This is a genomic window from Paraperibacillus esterisolvens (assembly GCF_046237625.1).
GTDB classification, from domain to species: Bacteria; Bacillota; Bacilli; order Bacillales; family DSM-1321; genus Paraperibacillus; species Paraperibacillus esterisolvens.
In genome coordinates, this window is sequence record NZ_CP143545.1 from 210,890 (window position 1) to 235,918 (window position 25,029).

The following is a 25,029-nucleotide window of genomic DNA, read 5'->3' on the forward strand; positions in this document are numbered from 1 at the left end:
GTGAAATTCTGGCTCTGTCCGCACATTATGATTCTGCTATCGTTTGATCCGCTCATGTTCTCATGGGCGGGTTTTTTGATTTCCTAATATAAATAAGGGAGAGAAGAATCATGAAGGCAGCAATGGAAGATAAAAGAGCAGGAGCACTTTTGGATAAGCTCCAAATAGAATTTGGCAATCTGTCTTTTGACACATTGAAGAATAAAACGGACTTCAGCCGGCCGTATGCGGTCATCCTGGAGGAATGGATCCTGGAGTGTCTGGCATCCATGTCGGAGCTCGAGCCAGATTGGACCTATGCCGCTGCCCGGATTCACCTGGCCAGGCTTTATGCAGAGGCTGAAATAAACCGGGGGGAAGAGGGGGGCTATGGTTCTCTATATAACCTGATTGCAGAGCTGGCGGGCATGGGCATCTATCATCAGGACCTTCTTGAGCTGTACAGCATGGAAGAAATTGAAGAGATCGGCGGATGGATACAGCCTGAGAGAGATCATCTTTTTACATACATAGGATTAAAGATGCTCTCTGACAGGTATCTGGCCAAAAGCCATGAAGGAGCCGTATTTGAGCTGCCGCAGGAGCGCTTCATGATCATCGCCATGACACTAATGAAAAAAGAAAGAGCAAGCGGGCGCCTGGATTTGATCAAGGAAGCCTATTGGGCAATGAGCAGTCTATATATGACCGTTGCCACTCCGACCCTCTCAAATGCAGGGAAAAACTGGGGGCAGCTGTCGAGCTGTTTTATCGACACGGTCGATGACAGCCTCCAGTCGATCTATAACAGCAACACAGACATTGCCAATCTATCAAAAAATGGCGGCGGCATCGGTGTTTATCTTGGTAAGGTGCGAAGCCGCGGCAGCAGCATCAAGGGCTTTAAAGGGGCATCGTCCGGTGTGATCCCTTGGATGAAGCAGCTGAACAATACAGCGGTGAGCGTCGATCAGCTGGGCCAGAGGCAGGGGGCAGTCAGCGTCTATCTTGATGTCTGGCATAAAGATATCCATTCCTTCCTGGACGCCAAGCTGAATAACGGCGATGAAAGATACAGGACCCATGATCTGTTTACAGGCATCTGCATCCCGGACTTGTTTATGGAAAAGGTGGAGAAACGGGGGCAATGGCATCTTTTTGATCCTCATGAAGTGAAGAATGTCATGGGCTTCTCCCTTGAAGATTTTTACGATGAAAGGAAAGGGAGCGGCTCGTTTAGAGAAAAATATGAGGAATGCGTTCAGCATCCTTCTCTTTCAAAAACAACAGTGCCTGCTATCGACATCATGAAATCCATCATGAGAAGCCAGCTGGAAACAGGGACGCCATTCATGTTCTACCGGGATGAAGTGAACCGGAAAAACCCGAACAGCCATCAGGGAATGATTTACTGCACCAATCTGTGCACTGAAATCACACAGAATCAAAGCGCAACAATCCAGACCAGAGAAGAATATAGAGACGGCAGGATCATTGTCGAGAAGATTCCCGGGGATTTTGTGGTCTGTAATTTATCCTCCATCAACCTGGCCCGGGCGATAACAGATGGAGTCCTGGAAAGGCTGGTTCCGATACAGGTGAGGATGCTGGATAATGTGATTGATATCAATACGATTCCTGTTGTGCAGGGGCAGGTTACGAACAAGAAGTACCGGGCCATCGGTCTCGGCACTTTTGGCTGGCATCATCTTCTTGCCTTAAAGGGTATTAAGTGGGAAAGCGAGGCTGCGGTCGGGTACGCGGATGAAGTTTATGAAGAGATTGCTTTTCTGGCCATAAGGGCAAGCATGGAGCTGGCCAGGGAGAAAGGAGCTTATCCGTTATTTAAAGGCTCTGACTGGGAAACCGGGGAATACTTCGCAAAACGGGGATACCGGGACCATCCGAGATGGCAGAAGCTGCAGCAGGAGACCGCCTTGACCGGTATCAGAAATGGATATTTGATGGCTGTCGCTCCCAATGCTTCCACGGCTCTCATTGCTGGGAGCACGCCTAGCATCGATCCTATCTTCAGGAAGTTTTATTCTGAGGAAAAAAAGGATTACCGTATCCCGGTAACGGCGCCGGATTTGGATGAAAATACCACCTGGTACTATAAATCTGCCTACTTGATCGGCCAGGACTGGAGCATCCGGCAGAATGCCGCCCGCCAGAAGCATATCGACCAGGCGGTTTCCTTCAATTTTTATATAAAAAATTCCATCAAGGCCCGGGAACTGCTCGGCCTGCATATGGACTCCTGGAAAAACGATTTGAAAACCACTTACTACGTCAGGTCCACTTCTTCCGATATTGTAGACTGTGAATCCTGCTCAAGCTGATAAAGGAGTGCTTAATATGATGAACTCAGAGGCGGCCAAGAGGCCGATCATGGATAAAAACGGTCCAAACCGATCAACAGGGATCATAAACGGGAAGTGTTCCAATATCCTGAACTGGGATGATGTCCGGTTTCCGTGGGCTTATCCAAAGTATAAAAAGATGCTAGGGAACTTCTGGACTCCTTTTGAAATTAATATGTCTCAGGATATGAAGCAGTTCCCGGAGCTCTCAATCGGGGAAAGGGATGCTCTACTGAAAATAATCGGCCTGCTGGCCCTGCTCGACAGCATACAGACGGATTATGCCGGCAAGGTGGCCGATTATATAACAGATTCCAGTATCTCGGCGTTGATGATCATCCTCGCCCAGCAGGAGGTTATCCATAATCATTCTTATTCCTATGTACTGTCGAGCCTCGTGCCGAAGGACATTCAGGATGAAGTATTTGAATTCTGGCGTACGGAGCCGATCCTTGAAAAAAGGAATGATTTTATTATGAAGGGCTATCAGGATTTTGCAGAGTTTCCAGAGGTCCATAATCTGTTAAAGTCCATCGTGTACGATATTGTGCTCGAAGGGTTGTTCTTCTACTCCGGCTTTGCCTTTTTCTATCATTTAGCAAGAAATCAGAAGATGGTCGGCACCTCGACGATGATCAATTATATTAATCGGGATGAACAGCTTCATGTGGACCTCTTCGTCAAGATATTCAAGGAAATAGTGGCAGAAAATCCCGAACAGGACACATTGGAGCTCGAGAGATTTGTGCAGGATACTTTCAAGGAGGCTGCCCAGCTGGAAATAGAATGGGCCCGATTCATCATAGGAGACCGGATTCCGGGAATTTCGCTTGCCGATGTGGAAGATTATATTAAATTTTACGCCAACGTGAGGGTAAACCAGCTTGGATATGAGCGCCCCTTTGATGGTTACAGGCAAAATCCGCTGCGCTGGATTAAGGCTTATGAAGATGCAGACCTCGGGAAATCAGACTTTTTTGAACAAAAATCCCGTCAATATGTAAAAGTTAATCACATCGATAACGGTTTTGATGATTTATAAACCGAAGAAAAGGGGTAATACATAAAAGACAGGAAAGAAAATGTTTAATATGGAGGGATAATTCATGAAAAAATCAACCATGAACCTGATGCTGGGCTCACTGATTTCAGCCGGGGGCGCTGCATTTTTTGTGGCAGCTTATAAACAAAGGCAGAAAGAATCATTCAAAGTCCTTGAAGATACAGATATGAGGAAAAGCGAAAAGATTGACCAGATGGAAAGTGTGTACGCCCCGCAGGATCCGGAAGAGCAGGGCTTGAGCCAGCTCGATTCTGCCTACCGCGCAGAATGGGTGGCGAATGGTTTCCCACAGACACACAGGGAGCTTGAAGAACTGGAAAAAGAAGAAGAAGAGGAATCTTACAAAAAATAAAAAATGAGGCTGGCCCTTTATCAGAGCCAGCCTCATTTTTATTTTGTCTTCAGCTGCTTATCAAGCCAGAAGGTTCCAAATGGAATGAAGGATAAAAATACCTCCCATACAGCCCATGCAAAAGACCATCTTTTAAACAATTTAACAGCAGCAACCAAAACCACAAACACCACGAACAGAAAGCCATGAATTCCGCCGGTGACCGTCACGGCAGCAGGGCTGTCAGCCATATACTTCAGCGGCATCGCAATCAACAGCAGCACCAGATAAGAAATTCCCTCGAGGATGGCAAAAATACGCACTAACCCAATCAATGGCATTCAGCTTGCTCCTTTTTCATTATGTATATGGCTATCTTACTAAAAATAGAGCGGTTTCAAAAGGGGAGTAAGGCTCTTTTTCTTTTTTATGAGTAATTTTGAGGAGGTTCTTTTAAAACAAGGGCCTGCTGTTTTTAGGGATGAAGACCTTTTTGGATCTGATGCCGGGTTGAAAAGGTCTTCATCGAGGGTATGAAGGCCTTTGTGGAGCTGGTGCGGGAGTGAAAAAGTCTTCATCGCGGCAGCGGATACTGCAGTAAAAAAGACCGGGCGTCACGCAATGCCCGGTTTAATCAATCATTTGATTAACTGATAAAAGGTTGTTGTGTTTTTGTAAATCTGCTCAGCGGCGGCAGCTGTTTCTATTTTTTTAAGCTTTGCGATTTCTTCTATAACCGCCGGGATGAACGAAGGATGTGTGCATTTTCCTGAAAAGGGCCCTTCAAACGGCCATGGCCCGTCCGTCTCTGCCATGATTCTGTCAAGCGGATAGCAGGCAGCAAGTTGCCTGATTTCCGGTTCATATAAAATGTCAGGAGTGAAGGAGATATAACAGCCTCTGTCTGCCAATTTTCGGACGATGGAGGAATTGCCCTTGAACCAGTGAAAATGGGCGTTATGATAGTGATGCTGATCGAGCAGCCCGCATACAAGGCCGGCATCCTCATACACAGCATGCAGAACGAGCGGTTTATCCAGTTCTTTCGCGAGGAGGATGAAATCCTCAAGGAGCACAAGATAGGGCTTATAATCGAGCGTGCTTTCCTTATTCAGATAATAGGGAAGCCCCACTTCGCCTACAGCCGTCATACTGTCAGCATTCTGCCTGATCCAGTCCAGCAGCTCGTCGTGTTCACTCCCGCCTGGGAGCGCCTGCTCCGGATGCCAGCCGAATGCAGGATGGACAGCCGGGTTCACTCTGGACAGCGCCAGGTTTTGTTCAGAGGAGGCCAGGTTCATTGAAACTGCAATCAGTCCAGAAAATCCGTCTGAATTTTCCAGGGAACCGATGATTTCCTCCTGCTGCTTTTTTTCATATAAGTCCAGATGTATATGGGCATCGATATAGTTCAAAGCGCACCGCCTTTCAGCGCGGCGAATATCTGCCTCTTCAGTGAGACAAATTCATCTGTCAGCACGAGAGAGCGATCCCTTGGCCGCGGGAAGGGGACGGTGAATTCTTCGATGATGGAAGCTGGCTTGCTGGATAAGACATAGAGGCGGTCCGATAAAAAGATGGCTTCCTCAATATTATGAGTTACAAAAAGAATAGATCTGCGTTCCTTTTCCCAGATGGAAAGGAGCCATTCATGCATATCTATTCTCATCAGCTCATCCAGTGCCGAAAACGGCTCGTCCAGACACATGAGTGCCTGGGGCGACAGGAGAGCCCTTATGAACGAAACGCGCTGCTGCATCCCCCCGGATAATTCCTGGGGATAGGCCGGGCTGTAACCGGCAAGCCCGGCCCGTTCCAGCCACATCAGCGCCTTTTTCTCGTCAGGTTTGCCTGACAGCTCCTGGGCAAGCAGGATATTGCCAAGCACCGTGCGCCAGGGAAAGAGGGAAGCACTTTGCGGCATATAGCTGATATGTCCGCGCCGTCCGTTCACATTTTCCCCATCCATCAGGATCTCGCCATCATCAGGGCTTTCAAGGCCGCCAATCAGCTTGAGGAGAGTGCTTTTGCCGCTCCCGGAAGGGCCGAGCAGGGTGACAAATTCTTTTTCCTTCACCTCAAGGCTAATTTGGTCCAAAACTTCCATGGTGCCAAATGATTTTGAGATTCCTTTAAGCTGCAGTGTCATGCGGTGCTCCTCCTTTCCGATTCCATTTGATAATCAGGCGCTCAAGGATTACTATCAGGCCGTAGAACAGAAGGCTGAGCAGCATGATGAGGAAGATGGCGGCAAAGACTCTGTCCGTACGGAAGGATGAAGAAGCCAATGTCATATAGACTCCGATTCCTGACTCGGAACCGAGCCATTCTGAAATCACCGCACCCATGACGCTATAGGTAGCTGATATCTTAAGGCCGGAAAAAAGCGATGGCAGGGCGTAAGGAAATTCCGCTTTATGGAAGATCTGCTTTTTGCCGGCACCGCTCATTTTAAGATAGTCAATATACATGGCGGGTGTCTGCCTGAAACCGTTCAGCGCAGATACGGTTACCGGAAAGAAACACACCAGTGATATGATGATCAGCTTGGGCAGGATACCGAAGCCGAACCAGATGATGAGAAGAGGGGCGAGTACGATGACAGGCACATTCTGTGACAGAATGATGAAGGGATAAAAAATCCCCCTTAGAAAGGCCGAGTTATAAAGGACTACGGCAATTGCCAGGCCGAGAAGCGCCCCGATGAGAAAGCCGGTGAAGGTCAGCCGGATGGTGGACAGCAGATGGGGGCCGAGCGAGCCCGCCCCTTCGATGCCCGTGCGCAATATCCGATAAGGACCCGGCAGCAGCCATTCTTCTATGGAAAGGAGCCTTGAAGCCGCCTCCCAGAGTATGAGAAAAACAATGGCAGCCAGTGCCGGCCGCCATCCTTTTTGAAGCATTCTGTCCATCAGCGATACTTTCCTGTCAGCTCATCCATGGTTATGCCTTCTGGCTGATATAGGATTTTCATTTGAGTGATCACATTGCGGGCACCGAGTTCGGTCATTTTCTCATTCATTTCCTTAACTACGTCAAGGAGGGTGCTGAGGCTGCCTTCCATGGTGGTCTCAAGCGGCTGAACCTGAAAGTTGACACCGGATTTTTCAATGACAGCAATGGCTTCATCGACAAAAGGAATCACATCGTCCAAATTCTTCGTCTTCGGGATAATCTGCACACTTACTAATGCTTCTGCCATATAAACACTCCTTTATCATGGTAAAAATTTATTCGTATACGCTTTTTTAGGGTCAAATTCGCCTTCTAAGAGTTTATGCTCCTCCATCCATTCGGCATAATTTGTCCAGATGGAGAGGTCCTGTTCGCCCCAGCGCTTTGCATCGTCCTGATATTTAGGTGAAAGCCATTCCTGGCTCTTTTTGACCAGTTCTTTATCGAGATCAGGATTCTTTTTAATCAGGATATCGGCTGCTTCCCCGGGATGATCTATTGCGAATTCATATCCTTTTGAGGCACCGTGTACAAATGCTTTAACAACATCAGGATTTGTATGGATCATTTTCTCATTTGTTGCAAGCACCGGTGTGTAATAGTCAAGTTTCTTCGAGTAGTCCGTCAGATAGACCATGTTCAGCTTCTGTCCTCTCAAGCCGGCCTCCATGCCGGTCCAGCCCTGGAAGATCCAGGCGAAATCCACATTCCTCTTAACGGAGGTGAAGAAGTCGGCATCGCCGGTATTGACGATCTTCACCTTGCGGACGTCGGCACCCTCCGCTTCCATAATGGAGCCGATCACAGCCTTTTCAACAGGCGACCCCCAGCCTCCGTATGTTTTTCCTTCAAAGTCCTTTGGTGTTTTAATATTCTTTTCCGCGGGAGAAGCAAATCCGGAAGTATTATGCTGGATAACGGCTGCAATGGATACGAGCGGCACGCCCTGGACCCTGGCCTGTGTGATGGATTCCTGATAAGAGACGCCGAAATCGGCTTTTCCAGAAGCTACAAGTGCATCGGCACCGGATTCTCCAGGATTAATGATCTTCACATCCAGGCCTTCTTCTTTAAAATAGCCTTTTTGCTGCGCCGCATACAGGCCTGTATGATTTGTATTCGGTGTCCAGTCCAGTACGACGGTCACTTTCTGAAGTTCTTTTTTATCTTTTTTCTCCGGGTCTGCATTTGTGCTGCAGCCTGCAAGCATGGTTAAGGCAAGGATTGCGGCAGTCCATTTTTTCATTATTTGTTTCCCCTTTCTGTGTAGACAAGAACGGGAGGGAAGATAGAAGCATCACTATAGAAAAAGGCATCCAGTTAACCCGGACGCCTTGCGATCAAAAACATATCCAAAAAGAGATAATGTTCCCTCCGCTGGCATCATCCAGATCAGGTTCTAAGAGTCAGCGCCTCATGGACGCAATCTCAGCCGGCAACACCGGCCCCCCTACATTCTCGTGCTATTCATGATTACTTGTCCATTATAGCAGAGTATTTTTAATATGTTCAATTTTCGCTTGTGCTTAACTCACATGTTTTTATTCCGCATCGATAATCGCTGCCCCGTTGTCACGCAGATGCTCCTTCCAGGGTTCCGGCGCTTTTCCGGCTGTAATGATTTTATCAATTTCGGAAAGGGGGAGCACGTTGACAAAAGAGGCAGTGCCGAGGCTTCGTCCTTCGATCAGGCAGACAGTCATGCGGGCCTGCTTTGCAGCGGCCCGGAGCACCGAAGCAGTTTCGGGATCCCGGGTGCTTAAACCAGAACGGGTCAGGCCCGAGCCTGAGATGAAGCTGATATCAAAATGATAATTCTGCAGGACGGAGACCAGGAGCGGGTCCGAAATCTCCCCATCCTTTTTGACCCGGCCGCCAAGAACATAACAGTCTATATGATCCTCTTCAGAAAGGCGTGCTGCCGCGGCTGCTGAATTGGTGACAACCGTAATGTGTTTTTCCGTCAGGAACTCCGCGATTGCCTGGCAGAGTTCCGAGCTTCCTATAAAAATCGTATCGTTTTCTTTTATATAGGACGCAGCATTCCGCGCGATGGTACGTATACTTGAATCTCTGCCGGAGTCCGGTTCCGTTTCCCGGCTGGCCGGGAGTCCTGAGCGGACTGCTCCCCCATGGGTCCTCCGTAAGAGCCCATCCTTTTCAAGGGAAGTTAAGTAACGCCTGACAGAATCAATGGAAACGCCAAGGGTGGAGGCCAGCTCCTTGGCTTGGATTCTTTCGTTTTTTTCGAGGAGATCAAGTATGCGTTTCTTCCGTTCCTCCGAAAACATGGGGCACCTCTTTCCAAGCGATCTGAATATTCCTGATTCTAATTTTGATGCTTCAGTATGAGCAGGTCAAGGGATTAGGCATGCTTCACCCGGTTAAAAAAAGAGAGCCGTCAGCTCTCATCTTGAAATGCCCACTTTATTAATTTCTTTCCCTGATCAAGGGTAATTCCCCCATCTGCCATGGCACTCAGCACAGAGCGCCAGCAGGCTCCAAGGATCAAATGAAGCGGCAGGCTGCCTTCTGTGTTCAATTCCTCTAGGAATGCTTCGATCCGGTTTCTTTTCATATAAGGATATTCCTCGCTGACTAATCGGCACAAGCCCTGTTTGGCGGCAAAATCCAGCCCCGTGATCAGGGCAGCCTCCATAGCCCGCTCCGGGTTTGAAAATAGTGAGGCAGCTCCCTCCATTCTATCGATGATTCTTTGTTCAATATCTGTCCGGATCACTTCATAGAGCTTGGCCTTCGAGCCGAAATGATGATAGACGGCACCTGTTGTCATATCGGCTTTTTTGGCAAGCTCTGTGATATTGGTGTTCTTATAGCCATACTGTTTAAACTCTTCCAATGCTTTCATGATCAAATGATCTTTATTCGTTCCTGGTATAGGCATCCATTCTTTCATCATGCTTCCCAGTTTAGCATATTGACATAGATTGGTAAATTAGTTACGCTATACATAATCAACTTATGCTTAACATAATCTAATTACGCTTTAAGGGGAGAGAGGGAAAGCCTGTGAAATTGGTTTTTTTGAGCTATCCGGTCAGGAATTTAAAAGAATCTCTTATGTTCTATCGCGAGACTCTTGGGTTTGAGGAAGCATGGAGGGAAGGGGAGCATACAGCCGCTTTGTACATGCCTGGGACTGATGTACGGCTACTGCTTGAGAATGATGAGCCGGATACTGAAGCTGGCGGAGTATTCCTTGTGGACAGCGTGGACCGGTTCCATGAAGAAAAGAGCGGAAGCATGGAAGTGGTGAAGGTCCCGGTCGATATCCCGCCAGGACGCTTCGCCATCTATAAGGACAACTCAGGAAATTACATACGTATCATTGATTTTACAAAAGAAGGATAATCTCCAGAAAAAGGACACCCAGGGAGTGTCCTTTTTTACATGCCGATAAACTCTTTCACGAGCTTCAATTGCTCCGCTGCCAATACACGTGCCCGCGCGGCTCCTTCTGCAAGGATGCTGTCGATGAGCGCGGGATTGGCGATAAGCTCCCCATAATTTCTCCGCGGTTCAGAGAGCTCCCTGTCTATGACGCGGAAAACTTCCTTTTTCACTTCGCCCCAGCCGATGCCTGTGCTGTACCTGTTTTTCAATGCTTCTATTTCTTCTGCACCCGCAAACTCCTTATACAAGTGGAATAGGGTCGAGTTTTTAGGATCCTTCGGTTCGTCAGGGGAAGAAGAGTCGGTCTTAATTTTGTTGATGAGCTTCTGAAGCTTTGCGGGCTCTTCAAAGAGGCTGATGGTATTTCCGTAGCTCTTACTCATCTTCCGGCCGTCGAGGCCGGGCAGCAGCTCTGATTCCTCCTGGACGACATATTCCGGGAGGGTGAAGGCAGGCCCAAAAGTGGAATTGAAATATTCAGCGATATCACGGGCATATTCCACGTGCTGAATTTGATCCCTGCCAACAGGGACTTTGTCAGAACGGAATGAGAGAATGTCTGCAGACATCAGGATAGGATAGGTGTATAAGCCCATATTGATTCCATGATCCCGATCCAGACCTTTCTGATAATTGGCATCTACAGCCGCCTTATAGGCATGGGCCCGGTTCATGAGGCCCTTAGGCGTAACACAGGAGAGGATATAATGCAGTTCCAGCAATTCAGGGATATCGGATTGTCTATAAAAAATGACGGTCCCGGGATCGAGGCCGAGGGCCAGCCAGGTGGCTGCGATTTCATATTTGTACTGCCTGAAAAGGGACGGATCCTGGACAGAATTGAGTGCGTGATAGTCTGCAATGAAATAGATTCCCTGGTTTGCCGTATCAGCTGCCATCCTGAGGGCTGGCTTGATGGCGCCGATATAATTGCCCAGGTGCGGTGTCCCGGTTGATTTGATTCCTGTTAATACGATTGGCTGGTTCATTGAGACTCCTCCTGCTCATTCATCTGCAAATAAAAAAGGGCCTCTCATCCTAAAGGACGAGAAACCCGTGGTACCACCTTATTTTTAAAAAGAGAAGGCCTTACTGCTCTTTTTTGCTCTATGGATTATAACGGAAATCCACCGCCAATGCCTACTCCTCTTTGGTTTCGGATTGGGGCTCAAAAGTCCATTCCATATAGCTGCATACTGATTCCCACCAGCCATCAGCTCTCTTAATCGGAAGTCTAACTTCCTGAATGCAGTTCTATATGTACTACTCTTTCTCATCGCCTGTTATTTGCTTGTATTTCCATTATATTCATTTATCAATAACCTGTGAAGGACCTAATTTATATATTTAAATCGAATGATATATTAGCTTCTCATTATATGGCCGTCAGGAATAGTGAGGCAATCAGCCCGAATGATGCAATCAGCCCGACGATAGGTCCGCCTTCTTCAAAGGCCTCAGGCAGCATGGTAGAGCACACCATTGCAACAAGTCCGCCGGCACCGAAGGTGCCTATGGAAGCAAGCACAGCTTCTGAGCTGTCCCGGAGGAATACATACCCAAGCATGGCACTCACAGCGGAGACGATGACCACACTGCCCCAAAGAGCCATTATTTTCCCTTTTGAATAGCCGCCGCTCTTGAGACCGGCGCTGCTTGATAAGGACTCTGGGATATTACTGACGAAAATGGCGGCAAGAAAAACCAGGTTGACGGAACCGGAGGCGATTATGCTTACGCCTATTACGATAGATTCCGGAATGGCATCCATCAGGGTCCCGAGAAAGATGGCAAGGCCGGAGGAGTCCTTGGAATCCTTCCTGCTTTTTGAGCGTTTTCGGTGCATTCCGCCCTTTCTGCTGATGAAAAACTCCGCAGCCGTAAAAATAGCAGCACCTGCCATGAATACAAGGGAAGTGGACATGATCCCGCTTTCCTTCACTCCTTCATCGAGCAGATCGAAACAGGAAGTTCCTATCAGGATACCCGTTCCCAGTGCCATGATATATCCAATTAATTTTTGTGGTATTTTTAGATAAAGGGCTGCAAGTGATCCCAAGAATAGAGAAAGACTTGCCGCACCTCCCCACAAGGCTGCGTGTAACATGGTTCACTCTCCCTTTTATAGTGATGGTAATACTCTTAACTTACCCTTATGTACAGCGTGTAAAGCATGACTATGGGTAATTCTCCTATAAAGGAGAATGGACAGTGGAAGTAGAATTAAATTAATATAGTCAGAGAGTTCAGCTGAAAGGAAGAGCAGGATGGACACAGCAGGATTAAGGGGCAGGAGAGCAGCATTGATTCCTATGGAATCCCGGCATATAGACGGCCTCTATGCAGCTGCCATGGATGAAGAAATATGGGAGTTTATGAGCGTCCGGATTAAGAGAAGGCAAGACATGACGGCGGTGGTGGAAGCGGCGCTCCAGCAGAGGGATGCAGGCTTTGAACAGCCGTTCACGGTCATGGATCTTGAGAGCGGCAGCATAGTCGGGAGCACCCGCTTTTTAAATATATTAACTCAGCACAAAAACCTGGAAATCGGATGGACCTGGTATAATCCTTCTGTGTGGAGGACAAGGGTGAATACTGAATGTAAATATCTTCTGCTGAAACATGCCTTTGAGGAACTTGGCATGATCCGGGTACAATTCAAGACAGATTCAAGGAACAAACGTTCACAGGCGGCCATCGCAAGGCTCGGCGCAGTTTCTGAAGGCGTGAACCGCCATGACCGTATCATGCACGATGGATATATCAGGAGCTCTGCTGTCTTCAGCATCCTGAAGGAAGAGTGGCCGGGCGTCAAAGAAAACTTAAGCTCCATTTTAGAAAGCTGAAGGTGATGGGATGAAATTTAAGAAAGTAATGCTTATATATAACGGCGAGGCAGGACAAAATGATCTCGATAAAACCCTTGGGGAATGCGTGCCGGTCATAGCAGCCGGCACAGAGGAGCTGCTTCTTATGGCGACACAGAGACCGGGGCATGCCAGGGAAATATGCCAGGAATATGGCGGGCAGATGGATGCGGTCTTCATCCTGGGCGGAGACGGGACGGTCCATGAGGTGATAAACGGAATTGCCCCCCTGCCCAAACGGCCGATCCTGGGAATCCTGCCGAACGGCACCTGCAACGATTTCAGCAGGACCTTAAATATCCCGCAGAACATAAAGAAAGCGGCCCAGGCCCTGATGGAAGGGAATGTCATAGATGTGGATGCAGGCCGGGCGGATGAGAGCTATTTCCTTAATTTTTGGGGGATAGGGCTGATAGCGGAGGCCTCCAATAATATTGATCCCGGCCAGAAGAAGATGCTAGGAAAAGTGAGCTATCTGCTGAGCGCCCTGCGCACCATCCATGAGACCCCTCCATTTCCCTTCAGGATTACCTATGAAGGCAAGGTCATTGAGGATACGGCTGTTATGATCCTGGTGCTCAATGGAAAATTCATCGGGACAAATGCCCTTCCATTCCCGAATATACAGACAGATGACGGCCTTTTCGATGTAGTTATTGTGAAGAATTCCAATCTGGCCATGTTCCGGGAGCTGATGAACCTGAAGAAAACCTGGCAGGCGGGGAATGCGGAGGAAAATGAACTACTGTATTTCCAGGCAAGGAACCTGTCCATTGAAACCAGTGCACCGATGGAAGCGGATATGGATGGTGAAGTCTACCAGCAAACACCTGCGGAAATCGTGATTTTGAAGCAGCATCTATCCTTTTTTTATTATCCTGAAGTAAAATAATTGCAAAAATTAAATACCATGACCCCCAAAAATAGCGCGTCTTAGGCTTAAGGCGCTATTTTTTTTTGAGATTTCTCAGGAAAAACCGAAGCCCCTTTCCGCCGTGAAATGCGGCATTAAGGAACGGAAATCAACCTTCGTATTCCATAAAAGCAGCCTCAAAACTGCCATTGCATATAAATTCCTATTTACACATTATTTATATTAATATATTATACTAATATCTTAATACAATACGCTTAGTCCAATGAGCGGGGGAACCGGGAATTGTAATGCATCGCATTACTAGGGGTGAATCCTTTTTTAAAAAAGGTAGGGCATTGTTTCCATGTCCGAATCCGACAGCTAACCTCGTATGCAGCTTAGGGAACATGTGTAGCAGAATATCTGTACACTGAGGAGCCCTCAGTGTACTTTTTTTGTCTTAATGGACTAAATAATTTAAGGAGAGGAAGATACATCATGAAAAAAATCGGTCTCGCATGGCAGATTTTCATCGGTCTTGCTTTAGGTATCGCAGTCGGGGCAATTTTCTACGGAAACCCGGCCGTTGAGGAGTACTTGAAGCCAATAGGGGATATATTTCTCCGTTTAATTAAAATGATTGTAGTGCCGATCGTCATCTCAAGTCTGATTGTGGGGGTAGCCGGCACGGGTGATATGAAATCACTCGGCAAGATAGGCGGAAAAACACTTCTGTATTTTGAAGTGATCACAACCATCGCGATTGTCATCGGTCTTCTGGCGGCGAATATTTTCCAGCCGGGTGCAGGCGTAGACAGAAGCGGTCTATCCAAGACAGATATCCACTCTTATGTGGATACAGCGGAAACGCAGGAACACCATTCCTTTGCAGAAACCTTTGTCAATATTGTACCTGCCAATCCCATCCAGGCATTGGCTAACGGTGACATGCTGGCCATCATCTTCTTTTCAGTCATGTTTGGCCTCGGGATTGCAGCCATCGGGGAAAAAGGAAAGCCGGTTCTTGCATTCTTCAGGGGAACAGCGGACGCCATGTTCTATGTAACCAACCTGATTATGAAGCTGGCCCCGCTCGGCGTATTTGCCTTGATTGGGATTACCGTCTCCAAGTTTGGGTTAAGCTCGCTGGTCCCGCTTGGGAAGCTCGTAATCACCGTTTACGGGACCATGATATTCTTTGTGATTGTTGTCCTGGGAATTGTCGCTAAATTCTGCGGCTTCAGCATATTCAAATTAATGGGATATTTGAAGGATGAACTGATATTGGGATATACAACTTCAAGTTCAGAAACCGTTTTACCTAGATTGATTGAAAAAATGGAAAAGCTCGGTGTGCCTAAGACTATAACTTCTTTTGTCATACCTACCGGATACTCATTCAACCTGGATGGATCCACTCTTTACCAGGCGCTTGCCGCCATTTTCATCGCCCAGATGTATGGAATTCATATGAGCATCGGCGAGCAGATCACCCTGCTTCTCGTGCTTATGGTTACATCTAAGGGAATTGCCGGAGTTCCTGGCGTATCCTTTGTGGTCCTGCTTGCCACATTGGGGTCAGTCGGCCTGCCGGTAGAAGGCCTGGCATTTATCGCGGGAATCGACAGAATCCTTGATATGGCCCGCACCTGCGTAAATATCGTAGGAAACTCCCTGGCGACCATTGTTATAGCCAAATGGGAAGGACACAAAATCGAGCCGGGCAGCGGAGAGAAAGCTGCATAACCTTATGGGGACATTCCCCATAAGGTTTTTTCTTTTTACCGCTGTGCGGGAGGCTGAGGATAAATGGCTATAGAATTCCCTTGAAGTGGTAAGATAGAAGTATTGATAGTGTTAGGAGTTTTAGAAATGGATCTTATTCTTTTTTACATAATGCTCGGTGTTGTGATCGGCATTATGTCAGGGATGTTCGGCATTGGGGGCGGGATGTTCCTGACGCCCATCCTTCTTTTGACCGGAGTCCGTCCGGTTGAGGCGATTACGGTCAGCCTGTTTTATACAATGGGAACTTCTGTATCGGGGATGGCAGGCCACTTCAGGCAGAAAAATACGAACTTGAAAAATTCACTGATCATTGGCCTGAGCGGTATTGCAGCCACCCAGCTTGCACAGCCGCTCATCTTTTTCATTGAGAAAAAAGGATACGATGATACAATCATTCCTATTTTCTATATCGTGCTGCTTCTCTATTTTGCCTTTTCCATGCTGAAAAAAAGCAAAAGGGCCGCTTCAGGGGCAGGGCAGGTCATTGTGCAGAGACCGTTAATGACTCTTGTCTTGATCGGCTTTACCGGCGGCTTCGTCTCTTCAGCACTTGGAGTCGGCGGGGGCTTTATCATTGTCCCGCTTTTGATTTCTTTCTTTGGTGAATCAGCCAAAAAGGCTGTAGGCACAAGCATTGTCGGTGTTTTAATGATTGTGGCAGCCGGTTTTACCAGCTATGCGCTGAATGTGGAATTCGATTATAAACTTCCGGTACTCCTTCTTGCCGGCGGCCTCCTGGGAGCGCAGGCAGGAGTCCGATTGACCAATTATTTCACAAGTGCAGAGATCAAGACCATGCTTGGGCTGCTGTATCTGACTACCACACTCAGTGTACTTGCAAAGCTGGCGGGCCAAAATGAGGCAGGGCTGGCCATTTTACTGTTATTTGTCTTGTTTGTGCTAAGCAGATCCATTATGCGTTTGTTCAAGAAAAAAAGGCTCTATGGCGAAAATTGAGGAGGCAGAGAAATCTGTCTCTATTTTTTGTGGAAAGGAGGCCTGTTCTGCCTTGCTCCAATTCACCCCCTGTTGTGTTCGTTCTGCCGGAATACATCACGGGAGGCGGAATTTTTTCAAAAAAGACAGGAAATCCAGCTGAATGGAGTGCTGATATTTCATGACTGTATATGTCCGTGCGGCAGGCAGGGGGAATAGCGGGAAGTCTATTTCAAGCAGCCTGCCCTCAAGGAGCTCTCTCCGCACGGTGGAAACAGGAAGGAATGAAACGCCCAGCCCTTCCTCGATGAAACGCTTTGTAACATGGACCTCTGAGACAACCATGGTCTGTAAAGGAAGGTGCTGCTTCAGCTCCTTCAGCAGTCCTTCCCAATACTCAGGGTGGTTATGAATGATGAGCCTCTTGGTGGAGAGGATTTCAGCCGCGTCCAGAGGAGGTCCGCTTTCAATATCCCGCCCGTCCCGCGGTGCGCAAAGCAGCAGCTTATCCTCATAAAGCTGGCTGACAATTAATTCAGGGTGGAGGATATTCATCCGGGAGAGGCCGAGATCTGCTTTCCCCGACAGGACCGCACTGCCGATATCCTTGGAGTCTAACACCTGCACCTCTAATTCCAGGTCTTGATTCAGCTCCATATATCTGTGGAGGATCACAGGCATGATTGAGGAAGCGATGAGCGGGGAGATGGCCAGTGTGAGCTTTTTCGCCAGCCCCTGCTTCAGCCGGTGCAGGTCTTCAAGACCGCCCTTATAGGACCCGGCTGCTGCTACAGCGTGAGGCAGGAATCTCCTGCCTGCTTCGGTAAGGAGCACTCGTCTGCCGATCCGCTCAAACAGCAGGACATCGAGGGTTTCTTCGAGGAGTTTTATATGAACACTTACAGTTGGCTGCGAAATAAATAACTCCTCTGCCGTCTGGCGGAAGTTTTCAAGATCTGCTGCTGTAATGAAGGTTTTCAGCCATTTGAATTCCAAGGATATTCCCTCTCTCCTGATTAATATTCATAATCAAATATTGTCTGATTATTCATTATTATATATCAATTCAGCCAGATATAATAAATAGAAAAGGAGGAGATTCTCGTGATAGCAAAAGGTTTAAAAGGGGTAACAGCGGCGGAAACGGAAATAAGCTTTATTGATGGAGAGCAGGGCATTCTTGTGTACAGGGGGCATGAAGCGCGGAAACTGGCTGAAGAATGCAGCTTTGAGGAGGTTTGTTATCTGCTCTGGCACAAAAAGCTGCCAGGCAGAGAGGAGCTGTCCGGATTAAAAGACCGAATGAGGGAGGCAAGGGCCCTTCCCGATTATATCAGGAAGATGCTTAATATGCTCCCGTCAGAAATGGGCCTGATGGAGGCGCTCCGTACAGCAGTATCTGCCCTGGGGACAGAAGAATACGGCTGGAAGCCCACCACTGATCAATCAGCCCGGATAACCGGCATGATTCCTTCTATCATTGCCCATTACCATCACGAAAGGAACGGTACCCGGCATCATGAACCCCGGGCAGATTTAAGTCATGTGGAAAATTATTTATTTATGCTGAGCGGACAAACTCCCGATCCGGTACATGTGAGGGCCCTCGAAGCCTATATGATTCTTGGGATGGAGCATGGATTGAATGCTTCCACCTTTTCGGCGAGGGTGATCAGCTCATCGGAATCAGATCTAGTTTCTGCGATATGCGGGGCAGTCGGCACGATGAAAGGCCCTCTTCACGGCGGGGCACTAAGCGGTGTAACCGCCATGCTGGATGAAATAGGATCCAAAGAAAGAGCGGAGGATTGGCTGCGAGGCAGATTAGAGAGGGGAGAGAAGCTGATGGGATTCGGGCACCGGGCCTACCGGACGCAGGATCCGCGGGCTGCTGCATTGAGTTCACTTGCTGAAGACATTGGCCGGCAGGATAAATGGCTGGATCTGGCACGCTATGTAGAAGGCCGGGCCATCCGCCTGCTTGCAGAATATAAACCCGGCAGGCGCCTCTATACAAATGTAGAGTTTTACGCCGCTGCTGTCATGCGGGCCATTCGTTTTGATGCAGACCTTTTCACTCCGACCTTCACCGCAGCCCGTGCAGCAGGATGGTGTGCACATGTATTGGAGCAGGCGGAAGATAATGCCATTTACCGGCCGGAGGCGGCCTATATCGGGACCTTCAATAAATAAGAACCGGCATACCCGTTTACGGGACGCCGGCTTTTTTGGGGCAAAGGGGCGGAGTTGCAATTGTCACGAAGCTCCCTTTTGTTTTTTATTCCTGCACGGGAAGATGGGAAACATCTCCTTGAAAGATGATTTCAGGCTGTCCCTGTTTCACTTCAATTTTGGTCAGACTCGTGTTCAAAAGGGGAGTCTGCTTGAATAGGTCTTCGAGGGGTGTTTTCTTAATGAAAGAAAGCAGTACCCTTAAAAAGATTGAGTGGGAAACGATCAGCAGCGTTCCTGAGGAATGCTTTTCCAAAATTTCATTCCACATATTTTCCGCCCGTGCGTATACATCCTGAAACAGTTCTCCCTGATTTCGGGCATATAAATGCGGGGTTTCCCAGAAAGCTTTTACTTCATTGGCATATTGACTGATGACATCTTCCTTGGTCCTGCCTTCCCAGTCGCCAAAATGCATTTCGCGGAGGCGGTCATCCTTCAGGATCTGGATCGGCCTGTTTCCAATGATGATCTCAGCCGTATGCCAGGCTCTTTTGCTCGAACTTGAATACACCAGGTCAATCGGCTCATCCTTCAGCCGGCCGGCAAGGCGTTCAGCACCCGTCACGCCTTCAGGGGTCAATTCCCCGTTGCCCCAGCCCTGCCACCTCGTGGCCACATTCCATTCTGTTTTTCCATGTCTTACAAGATATATGGTCAGCACAAAAAAGTCTCCTTTTGTTCCATGATGTCTGCCCTGCTATTTTACAGCATTTCTATATTTTATCCGAACTTTTGCTTAAACCCTGACTGCGTGCAGGTTTCACGACTGGCGCGGAGGTAGAGGTAAACGAGACTTGAAAGGAGAAGTTTGTGAGGAAAGGGGAGCTTGGTTTTAAAGGCATAGCCTGCAAACAGTGTACGTTCTCTGTTGAAGGTAAATTGTCAAGGCATGAACGTGCAGAACAGGTTACTGTCCCTCAGTATGAGGATTTATAATGAGGAACAGAACGGACTCCCGCAAATTATAAAGGCAATAGGGGAACTTAGCTATGATATAAAAGAAACTTGAGTTTTTATTCGCTGCCCATGCGCGGAGGACAAGAGCAGGAACAAACACAAAAAGGCTGTTCAGCGGAGTAAGGCGCAGGCACAGCGGTTATACTGCCCGCACCAGTCAGCTGCTGCAATTGGTATAATAGTAAATGTTCCCTATATATGATATATTTACTTATTATTTCGGAAAGAATGAAAATAGTCTATAATCGACCGGTACCTGAGTCCACAGGATTATGAAGCGGATTGGCAGGATGGGTGGTTTTCATATCGGAGGTAAAATAAATGAAATTAGAGACTCGGGATGTTTTATACCTTCACCTGCAGGCTTCTGAAAGGTTTGTGGTGTCCTATGGGATGGAGTTCAAGGAATTCACAGCGAGCCTGAACCAGGTTCTTCCTAATCTGCTGCTTTTAAAGCATAAGTATGAGGATGGAGAATTCAATTTGAATACGCTCATGGACTATGTGACCCGGGAAGAGCTGCCGAGTCTGATGAAGCAGAATGTATACAGCTATGGAGATTTCTGCTGGATCGACTTTAAAGAAGAAGGCAGCCTGGATCAATTGGACGGCCACGAAATAGCAGAACTGCTTTATCTCGGCCATTGCAAAGGACATCTGAAGCCTCCCTTCTACCGTCAGCTCAATAATTCGTTTGTTTATCTTGCCCACGATGACGGCTGGTTTAATAAAACGTATTACCGATCCATGGATACTTTTTATGAATTGCTGGGGAATCTGATCCCATTAAAACTTGAACTGCTCAAGAGGGAAAGATCCTGGCTTGGCGGTCTCCGGAAGAAGGCAGAGTACGGGCCAATGCCTGCCTCTGTGCTGCAGGAACTCCGGGCCTATCTCGCAGAAGGGGCTGCTATTTCCTTCAGGCATATACAGCAGAACAGAAATAGAATTGAAATTCCCTTCTGGCTCCTCGGGGATTATGTGAATATGGATGATATGATGGAGGATTTTACAGCGGCTGCCACAGGCATTCCGGCGGGGCATATTGTCTTCCAAAGAAAAACAAGAGAATGGCAGATTGAAAAATAACCGCAGGCACCAAACGGGCCTGCGGTTATTTATGCTCTTTAAGTATCATCTTCTGAAAAATACGGATTCAAGTGGATGAGCACTTCTTCCACATTATCAAACTTGCTGATGAGGGCATTCCGAATGTCCCTTGTAAGATCATGACCCTCTTTGATGGACTTGTCATGGTCGATGGATATACGGATATCCACCAGGACATAATGGCCATGCTCCCTGGCGCGGATTTTATCAATCCTCTTCACGTCGCTATAGCTTTCAATCACCTCGATATACTGCTGGAGAATTTCCGGTGCCACACTTCTTTCAAGCAGGATATGAAAAGCCTCAGCAAGCATTTCCCGCGCTATCTTAAAAATTAGATAGGCCACGAATATACTCGCAATCTTGTCGCCGTATAGCAAAATATCGATATGGAACCTGCCGCCCAGGATGGATAGGAAAACACCCGCAGCGGCCGCGATAGAGGCAGCGATATCCGCCTTATGATCAAATGCGATGGCTTCAATTGCTTTGCTCTTATACTCCTTCGATACTTTAAGTGAATATCTGTACAGAATCTCCTTCGTCACATAGGAGAACAGGGCAACCCAAACCGCAATCAGATTCGGTGTCTCAATTGGGTGGAAGAAGCCAATGACCGCCTCGTAAACAATATAAAAGGAGACCAATAATAACACGATGCCGACAATGCCTGAAACGATGACCTCCGCCTTGCCATGGCCATAGGGATGGTCCTCATCGGCCGGCTTATTGGAAATCCTGATAACAAGCAGGACAATGACAGACGCGAAAACATCTGCCGCGGAATGAATTCCATCCGCAAAGACTGCATCAGAATTAGCGGAAAGTCCGACAAGGATCTTCCCGAGCGTAAGTATGATATTGCTCCAGACGCTGATCCAGGCTACTTTTTTTGCAATGGATTCTCTTGCTCCCACGTTCTCACCTCGTAAATAATCTTTTGCTATGTTACCAAATCGATAAATGGTGGGTCTAGAGCAACGTTTTTTAGTACAGCCCATTATGTTGAGTCCAGCCAATAAGTTTGTGTAAAGATAAAACCCATGATAATCAGTTTCTCTATTTTTATCTCTTTTTCGCCTGCCTAAACTTGGGAAAGGGAGAATAGTTTTAGATGTGTTCGCAATCTAGCGGATAAAAAGGGTAAATTCAGCTGGAGATGCTCCGCCTCCGGCTGCGGGGATGAAGGCCTTTTCGATCACGCTCCAGCTCCAAAAAGGTCTTCATACCCCTGATGAAGGACATTTCAATCACGCATCATCTCCAAAAAGGTCCTCATCCCCCCAATGAAGGACATTTCAGTCAAGCATCATCTCCAAAAAGGTCTTCATTCTATTTCTCCTTCCATAGAAATTGTGAATGCCGATCTAGAGGCTGCAATCACTTCATAAAGCACTGGAAAGAGCTGCACAACCAAAAGAAGACAAACAATCTTTTTTCTGCTATTATCTAACTAACGATAGTTAGGTAAAACAGAAAGGCGGTAAACCGGTTGAACACTGCAGATCTTATAAGGAAGAAAGCTCTAGAATTATTTGCTGCCGGGGGCTATGAGGGAACAGCCCTGTCACAGATAGCAGGGGCGGTTGGGATTAAGACACCTTCCATCTATGCGCATTTCTCTTCTAAGGAAGAATTATATATAGCAGTATTGAGGGATATTGTTCTTAAGGAAATGAAAAAGCTTCAAGAGATAAAGAAGGACAGCGGGGAGATAGAACGGGATATAAAAGCGCTGTTTTATCATCTTGGGGATTTTGCAGGAAAAGGGGAAGAGCTGCTTTTCTATAAGCGGGCTGTTTTCTTTCCGCCAGCGAGCCTTGACGAGCGCATTAAAAAGGAGATCATCCACTTTGAGGTCCTTTCCGGAGAAATGATGAAATCCATCCTGGATCTCGGGATGAAGAGGAATATATTAAAGAACTTAGATCTTGATGAAGTTCACTCCAGTTTTTTCTGCCTGCTTGACGGCCTTTTCTTTGAGCAGCATCTTTATGAGCTGGATGAATTATTGAGACGGCGGGAACAAATCTGGAAATTCTTTTGGTTTTCCATTAAAAAGGAGTCTTGATGCAATGAAACCGAGCTGGATATATTTAATCATAGCCGGATTGACGGAAATCGTCTGGGCATTCGGGCTGAGGGAATCTGAAGGGTTCACGGAAGCCGTGCCCACTATTGTTACGGTGGTTTTCATGATCATCAGCTTTTTCTTGTTTTCAAAAGCGATTGCCTATATTCCGATCGGCACGGGCTATGCTGTCTTTACCGGAATAGGGGCAGCGGGTACCGTCATTATCGGGTTCTTTATTGGTGAAGCTGTAAGCTTGATGAAAATCGTTTTTCTTGTCATTCTGCTTACGGGGATCGTTGGCTTGAAGCTGACCACAACAGACGGCGCAAAAGAAGGGAATGAAACAACATGAACTGGCTGTTCTTGCTTGCTGCCGGCATTGGGGAAATCGGATTTGTCATTTTCATGAAGCTCTCGAATGGTTTTAAAGATACTTTTTACAGTCTGCTGACCTTCGGGGCAGCCATCATCAGCTTCTACTGCCTGTCAATTGCCTTGTTGACCATACCCCTTGGTACTGGCTACTCCGTCTGGACAGGGATCGGCGCGGCCGGAAGTGTGGTGCTGGGGATGATTTTCTTTAAGGAATCAAAATCGCCCCTGCGCATCTTTTTCCTGCTGATGATCATCATTGGGGTAATCGGCCTGAGAATCGTCTCGCCGCACTAATATTAAATTTTAGTTTCTCCTGCACAGGTACAGCCCGTCCTTTCATATGCTGAAAGGAATGATTTTCAAACACAATTAGGCGTGGGGTGGAGCAGGGCACTGCAGGTAAGCCGGAAAGATCAATGAAGTGCACACCTGGCTGCAGGAAGCCTGCTGATAGATGCAGATCCCCCCCCTTTCCGCAGTAAAAAGGAAGTTTTTCCATTATAAACAAGCATAGAAGACAGTGGTAATTTGTTTCGTTTATCCGGATAAATGGTACAATAGAATGTGCTTTAAAGATAATTGGAGGTATTTACGATGAAAATGAAACTGGGCCTGCTTTACGGGGGAAAATCAGCTGAACATAAGGTATCCATGCAGACAGCGCTTGCCGTCATCAAGGCGCTTGACTTAAATAAATTTGACATTCATCCCATTTACATAACTGAGGAGGGAAAATGGGTTAACGGCCCGCAGCTCACTGCGCCGGCCTCTTCGGTCAAAGAACTGGAGTTTAAGGCCGGAAGCAGTCCGGTATCAATGGACCAGGCACTCACTCTTCAAGAGGAAGAAAAGGGCTCATTTGACGTCATTTTCCCTCTGCTGCACGGACCAAACGGAGAAGATGGGACCGTTCAGGGGATGCTTGAACTCCTGAATCTTCCTTATGTAGGCAATGGGGTCCTTGCTTCCTCTGCCGGAATGGATAAAGTCATCATGAAAAATATATTTGCACAGGCCGGCCTGCCGCAGGTAGGGTATGTGTGGTTCATCCGATCCGAGTGGGAGAACAACCGCGGAGCTTCTTATGAAAAGGTAGAGACCGAGATTGGCTATCCTTGCTTCGTTAAGCCTGCCAACCTGGGTTCAAGCGTCGGGATCAGCAAATGTACAAACCGCGAAGAACTGGAAGCAGCCTTTGCGGAAGCCTTCCAATTTGACCGTAAAATCATCATTGAACAGGGTGTGAAGGCACGCGAGATTGAACTGGGTGTCCTTGGAAATGATAATCCGGAAGTGTCGGTTGCCGGTGAAATCGTCGCTAAAAAGGATTTCTATGACTATAAGGCGAAGTATGAAGATGGAGATACCGCGATGATCATCCCGGCAGAGCTTGATCCGGCTCTATATGAAGAATTGAAGGAGCAGGCTGTGCGGGCATTTAAATCTCTCGATTGCTCAGGCCTTGTCAGGGCGGACTTTTTTGTCGATGACAATAACAGTATTTATATCAATGAAGTAAATACTATGCCGGGCTTTACACCTTTCAGTATGTTCCCGCTGCTATGGAAGCATACAGGTGTCGATTATCCTCAGCTGATTGAAAAGCTGGTCGGCTATGCGGTGGAACGCCATGAGGAAAAACAGAAGATAAAATATACATTCTAAAAGAGAGCCCCTGGCACTGGGCAAAAAAGCAGGGGCATGGGCAGAAGCGGAATCGACCAGA

At 47.5% G+C, this 25,029-nt stretch carries 27 protein-coding genes, 2 riboswitches and 1 other annotated feature; of the genes, 14 read left to right on the forward strand and 13 right to left on the reverse strand.

The genetic code is table 11. From position 1 onward, the window contains the following. The first annotated feature begins 110 nt into the window (after positions 1-110). The 3 genes from V1501_RS01170 (at position 111) to V1501_RS01180 (ending at position 3,757) form a co-directional block, all read left to right on the forward strand. Positions 111-2,321 carry a ribonucleoside-diphosphate reductase subunit alpha gene (locus V1501_RS01170; protein WP_409291061.1) on the forward strand — a complete coding sequence of 737 codons (2,211 nt, stop codon included), beginning with the start codon at positions 111-113 and terminating at the stop codon, positions 2,319-2,321. A gap of 19 nt (positions 2,322-2,340) precedes the next feature. Beyond that, the gene (locus tag V1501_RS01175) at positions 2,341-3,384 is read left to right on the forward strand and encodes a ribonucleotide-diphosphate reductase subunit beta (protein WP_409293195.1); all 1,044 of its coding nucleotides are present in this window, start codon (positions 2,341-2,343) and stop codon (positions 3,382-3,384) included. A 64-nt stretch (positions 3,385-3,448) separates the two neighbouring features. Then, the gene (locus V1501_RS01180; RefSeq protein WP_409291062.1) at positions 3,449-3,757 is read left to right on the forward strand and encodes a hypothetical protein; all 309 of its coding nucleotides are present in this window, start codon (positions 3,449-3,451) and stop codon (positions 3,755-3,757) included. A gap of 38 nt (positions 3,758-3,795) precedes the next feature. Here the strand turns inward: V1501_RS01180 and V1501_RS01185 are convergent, their stop codons facing one another. The 8 genes from V1501_RS01185 to V1501_RS01220 all read right to left on the reverse strand — a co-directional run bounded on the left by V1501_RS01185 (position 3,796) and on the right by V1501_RS01220 (position 9,611). Continuing rightward, on the reverse strand, positions 3,796-4,077 hold the full coding sequence (locus V1501_RS01185) for a DUF3817 domain-containing protein (RefSeq protein ID WP_409291063.1): 282 nt from the start codon (positions 4,075-4,077) through the stop codon (positions 3,796-3,798). A gap of 297 nt (positions 4,078-4,374) precedes the next feature. Further along, positions 4,375-5,151 carry a TatD family hydrolase gene (locus tag V1501_RS01190; RefSeq protein WP_409291064.1) on the reverse strand — a complete coding sequence of 259 codons (777 nt, stop codon included), beginning with the start codon at positions 5,149-5,151 and terminating at the stop codon, positions 4,375-4,377. Next, positions 5,148-5,885, reverse strand: coding sequence for an ABC transporter ATP-binding protein (locus V1501_RS01195; RefSeq protein WP_409291065.1), 738 nt, complete (start codon positions 5,883-5,885; stop codon positions 5,148-5,150). The genes V1501_RS01190 and V1501_RS01195 overlap by 4 nt, the downstream gene beginning before the upstream one ends. Next, a complete protein-coding gene (locus V1501_RS01200; protein ID WP_409291066.1) occupies positions 5,869-6,648 on the reverse strand; it encodes an ABC transporter permease in 780 nt (259 codons plus the stop codon). Before V1501_RS01200 ends, V1501_RS01195 begins: the two co-directional genes overlap by 17 nt. Beyond that, positions 6,648-6,938, reverse strand: coding sequence for an MTH1187 family thiamine-binding protein (locus tag V1501_RS01205; protein WP_409291067.1), 291 nt, complete (start codon positions 6,936-6,938; stop codon positions 6,648-6,650). The genes V1501_RS01200 and V1501_RS01205 overlap by 1 nt, the downstream gene beginning before the upstream one ends. A 15-nt stretch (positions 6,939-6,953) precedes the next feature. Next, a complete protein-coding gene (locus tag V1501_RS01210) occupies positions 6,954-7,937 on the reverse strand; it encodes an ABC transporter substrate-binding protein (RefSeq protein WP_409291068.1) in 984 nt (327 codons plus the stop codon). A gap of 106 nt (positions 7,938-8,043) precedes the next feature. After that, a riboswitch (TPP riboswitch) is annotated at positions 8,044-8,153 on the reverse strand. A gap of 79 nt (positions 8,154-8,232) precedes the next feature. Then, positions 8,233-8,982 carry a DeoR/GlpR family DNA-binding transcription regulator gene (locus V1501_RS01215; RefSeq protein WP_409291069.1) on the reverse strand — a complete coding sequence of 250 codons (750 nt, stop codon included), beginning with the start codon at positions 8,980-8,982 and terminating at the stop codon, positions 8,233-8,235. 110 nt (positions 8,983-9,092) lie between these two features. Further along, positions 9,093-9,611, reverse strand: coding sequence for a TetR/AcrR family transcriptional regulator (locus tag V1501_RS01220; protein WP_409291070.1), 519 nt, complete (start codon positions 9,609-9,611; stop codon positions 9,093-9,095). Between the two features lie 110 nt (positions 9,612-9,721). On the opposite strand from V1501_RS01220, the gene V1501_RS01225 reads away from it, so the two are divergent. Further along, positions 9,722-10,063, forward strand: coding sequence for a VOC family protein (locus V1501_RS01225; RefSeq protein WP_409291071.1), 342 nt, complete (start codon positions 9,722-9,724; stop codon positions 10,061-10,063). A 35-nt stretch (positions 10,064-10,098) separates the two neighbouring features. Here the strand turns inward: V1501_RS01225 and V1501_RS01230 are convergent, their stop codons facing one another. Continuing rightward, the gene (locus tag V1501_RS01230) at positions 10,099-11,094 is read right to left on the reverse strand and encodes a tryptophan--tRNA ligase (RefSeq protein WP_409291072.1); all 996 of its coding nucleotides are present in this window, start codon (positions 11,092-11,094) and stop codon (positions 10,099-10,101) included. A 49-nt stretch (positions 11,095-11,143) separates the two neighbouring features. Further along, positions 11,144-11,391: a binding site (T-box leader), on the reverse strand. A gap of 89 nt (positions 11,392-11,480) precedes the next feature. Further along, a complete protein-coding gene (locus tag V1501_RS01235) occupies positions 11,481-12,212 on the reverse strand; it encodes a ZIP family metal transporter (protein WP_409291073.1) in 732 nt (243 codons plus the stop codon). Positions 12,213-12,372: 160 nt separating this feature from the next. On the opposite strand from V1501_RS01235, the gene V1501_RS01240 reads away from it, so the two are divergent. From V1501_RS01240 to V1501_RS01255, 4 genes are all read left to right on the forward strand, one after another. Continuing rightward, complete coding sequence (locus V1501_RS01240; RefSeq protein WP_409291074.1) at positions 12,373-12,951, forward strand: GNAT family N-acetyltransferase; 579 nt, start codon at positions 12,373-12,375, stop codon at positions 12,949-12,951. Between the two features lie 10 nt (positions 12,952-12,961). Further along, positions 12,962-13,864, forward strand: coding sequence for a diacylglycerol/lipid kinase family protein (locus V1501_RS01245; protein WP_409291075.1), 903 nt, complete (start codon positions 12,962-12,964; stop codon positions 13,862-13,864). A 226-nt stretch (positions 13,865-14,090) separates the two neighbouring features. Then, a riboswitch (cyclic di-AMP (ydaO/yuaA leader) is annotated at positions 14,091-14,239 on the forward strand. A gap of 87 nt (positions 14,240-14,326) precedes the next feature. Continuing rightward, a complete protein-coding gene (locus V1501_RS01250; RefSeq protein ID WP_409291076.1) occupies positions 14,327-15,574 on the forward strand; it encodes a cation:dicarboxylate symporter family transporter in 1,248 nt (415 codons plus the stop codon). A gap of 126 nt (positions 15,575-15,700) precedes the next feature. Next, complete coding sequence (locus V1501_RS01255; RefSeq protein ID WP_409291077.1) at positions 15,701-16,573, forward strand: sulfite exporter TauE/SafE family protein; 873 nt, start codon at positions 15,701-15,703, stop codon at positions 16,571-16,573. A gap of 96 nt (positions 16,574-16,669) precedes the next feature. On the opposite strand, the gene V1501_RS01260 is transcribed toward V1501_RS01255, so the two are convergent. Further along, positions 16,670-17,548, reverse strand: coding sequence for a LysR family transcriptional regulator (locus V1501_RS01260; RefSeq protein WP_409291078.1), 879 nt, complete (start codon positions 17,546-17,548; stop codon positions 16,670-16,672). Between the two features lie 108 nt (positions 17,549-17,656). Between V1501_RS01260 and V1501_RS01265 the strand changes: the two genes are divergently transcribed. Continuing rightward, positions 17,657-18,745 carry a citrate/2-methylcitrate synthase gene (locus tag V1501_RS01265; protein WP_409291079.1) on the forward strand — a complete coding sequence of 363 codons (1,089 nt, stop codon included), beginning with the start codon at positions 17,657-17,659 and terminating at the stop codon, positions 18,743-18,745. Positions 18,746-18,830: 85 nt separating this feature from the next. Here V1501_RS01265 and V1501_RS01270 read toward each other — a convergent pair whose 3' ends face one another. Next, the gene (locus V1501_RS01270) at positions 18,831-19,448 is read right to left on the reverse strand and encodes a histidine phosphatase family protein (RefSeq protein ID WP_409291080.1); all 618 of its coding nucleotides are present in this window, start codon (positions 19,446-19,448) and stop codon (positions 18,831-18,833) included. A gap of 617 nt (positions 19,449-20,065) precedes the next feature. Here V1501_RS01270 and V1501_RS01275 point away from each other — a divergent pair. After that, a complete protein-coding gene (locus V1501_RS01275) occupies positions 20,066-20,833 on the forward strand; it encodes a hypothetical protein (RefSeq protein WP_409291081.1) in 768 nt (255 codons plus the stop codon). Positions 20,834-20,871: 38 nt separating this feature from the next. Here V1501_RS01275 and V1501_RS01280 read toward each other — a convergent pair whose 3' ends face one another. Continuing rightward, entirely contained in the window at positions 20,872-21,771 is a 900-nt protein-coding gene (locus V1501_RS01280; protein ID WP_409291082.1) for a cation diffusion facilitator family transporter, read from the reverse strand. A 575-nt stretch (positions 21,772-22,346) separates the two neighbouring features. On the opposite strand from V1501_RS01280, the gene V1501_RS01285 reads away from it, so the two are divergent. The 4 genes from V1501_RS01285 to V1501_RS01300 all read left to right on the forward strand — a co-directional run bounded on the left by V1501_RS01285 (position 22,347) and on the right by V1501_RS01300 (position 24,968). Further along, positions 22,347-22,925, forward strand: a complete 579-nt coding sequence (locus V1501_RS01285; RefSeq protein WP_409291083.1) for a TetR/AcrR family transcriptional regulator — start codon at positions 22,347-22,349, stop codon at positions 22,923-22,925. A gap of 4 nt (positions 22,926-22,929) precedes the next feature. After that, on the forward strand, positions 22,930-23,280 hold the full coding sequence (locus tag V1501_RS01290) for a DMT family transporter (protein ID WP_409291084.1): 351 nt from the start codon (positions 22,930-22,932) through the stop codon (positions 23,278-23,280). Then, complete coding sequence (locus V1501_RS01295) at positions 23,277-23,597, forward strand: DMT family transporter (protein WP_409291085.1); 321 nt, start codon at positions 23,277-23,279, stop codon at positions 23,595-23,597. The genes V1501_RS01290 and V1501_RS01295 overlap by 4 nt, the downstream gene beginning before the upstream one ends. A gap of 300 nt (positions 23,598-23,897) precedes the next feature. Next, positions 23,898-24,968: a D-alanine--D-alanine ligase gene (locus tag V1501_RS01300; protein WP_409291086.1), complete on the forward strand. Its 1,071-nt coding sequence runs from the start codon at positions 23,898-23,900 to the stop codon at positions 24,966-24,968. Positions 24,969-25,029 lie beyond the last annotated feature (61 nt).

Bases quoted from the DNA above. Each gene is read 5' to 3' on its own strand.
- V1501_RS01180 (WP_409291062.1), top strand. From the start codon at position 3,449: ATGAAAAAATCAACCATGAACCTGATGCTGGGCTCACTGATTTCAGCC.
- V1501_RS01175 (WP_409293195.1), top strand. From the start codon at position 2,341: ATGAACTCAGAGGCGGCCAAGAGGCCGATCATGGATAAAAACGGTCCA.
- V1501_RS01255 (WP_409291077.1), top strand. From the start codon at position 15,701: ATGGATCTTATTCTTTTTTACATAATGCTCGGTGTTGTGATCGGCATT.
- V1501_RS01230 (WP_409291072.1), bottom strand. From the start codon at position 11,094: ATGAACCAGCCAATCGTATTAACAGGAATCAAATCAACCGGGACACCG.
- V1501_RS01275 (WP_409291081.1), top strand. From the start codon at position 20,066: ATGAAATTAGAGACTCGGGATGTTTTATACCTTCACCTGCAGGCTTCT.
- V1501_RS01210 (WP_409291068.1), bottom strand. From the start codon at position 7,937: ATGAAAAAATGGACTGCCGCAATCCTTGCCTTAACCATGCTTGCAGGC.
- V1501_RS01220 (WP_409291070.1), bottom strand. From the start codon at position 9,611: ATGATGAAAGAATGGATGCCTATACCAGGAACGAATAAAGATCATTTG.
- V1501_RS01205 (WP_409291067.1), bottom strand. From the start codon at position 6,938: ATGGCAGAAGCATTAGTAAGTGTGCAGATTATCCCGAAGACGAAGAAT.
- V1501_RS01240 (WP_409291074.1), top strand. From the start codon at position 12,373: ATGGACACAGCAGGATTAAGGGGCAGGAGAGCAGCATTGATTCCTATG.
- V1501_RS01185 (WP_409291063.1), bottom strand. From the start codon at position 4,077: ATGCCATTGATTGGGTTAGTGCGTATTTTTGCCATCCTCGAGGGAATT.
- V1501_RS01245 (WP_409291075.1), top strand. From the start codon at position 12,962: ATGAAATTTAAGAAAGTAATGCTTATATATAACGGCGAGGCAGGACAA.
- V1501_RS01295 (WP_409291085.1), top strand. From the start codon at position 23,277: ATGAACTGGCTGTTCTTGCTTGCTGCCGGCATTGGGGAAATCGGATTT.
- V1501_RS01235 (WP_409291073.1), bottom strand. From the start codon at position 12,212: ATGTTACACGCAGCCTTGTGGGGAGGTGCGGCAAGTCTTTCTCTATTC.
- V1501_RS01195 (WP_409291065.1), bottom strand. From the start codon at position 5,885: ATGACACTGCAGCTTAAAGGAATCTCAAAATCATTTGGCACCATGGAA.
- V1501_RS01250 (WP_409291076.1), top strand. From the start codon at position 14,327: ATGAAAAAAATCGGTCTCGCATGGCAGATTTTCATCGGTCTTGCTTTA.
- V1501_RS01215 (WP_409291069.1), bottom strand. From the start codon at position 8,982: ATGTTTTCGGAGGAACGGAAGAAACGCATACTTGATCTCCTCGAAAAA.
- V1501_RS01300 (WP_409291086.1), top strand. From the start codon at position 23,898: ATGAAAATGAAACTGGGCCTGCTTTACGGGGGAAAATCAGCTGAACAT.
- V1501_RS01200 (WP_409291066.1), bottom strand. From the start codon at position 6,648: ATGGACAGAATGCTTCAAAAAGGATGGCGGCCGGCACTGGCTGCCATT.
- V1501_RS01290 (WP_409291084.1), top strand. From the start codon at position 22,930: ATGAAACCGAGCTGGATATATTTAATCATAGCCGGATTGACGGAAATC.
- V1501_RS01170 (WP_409291061.1), top strand. From the start codon at position 111: ATGAAGGCAGCAATGGAAGATAAAAGAGCAGGAGCACTTTTGGATAAG.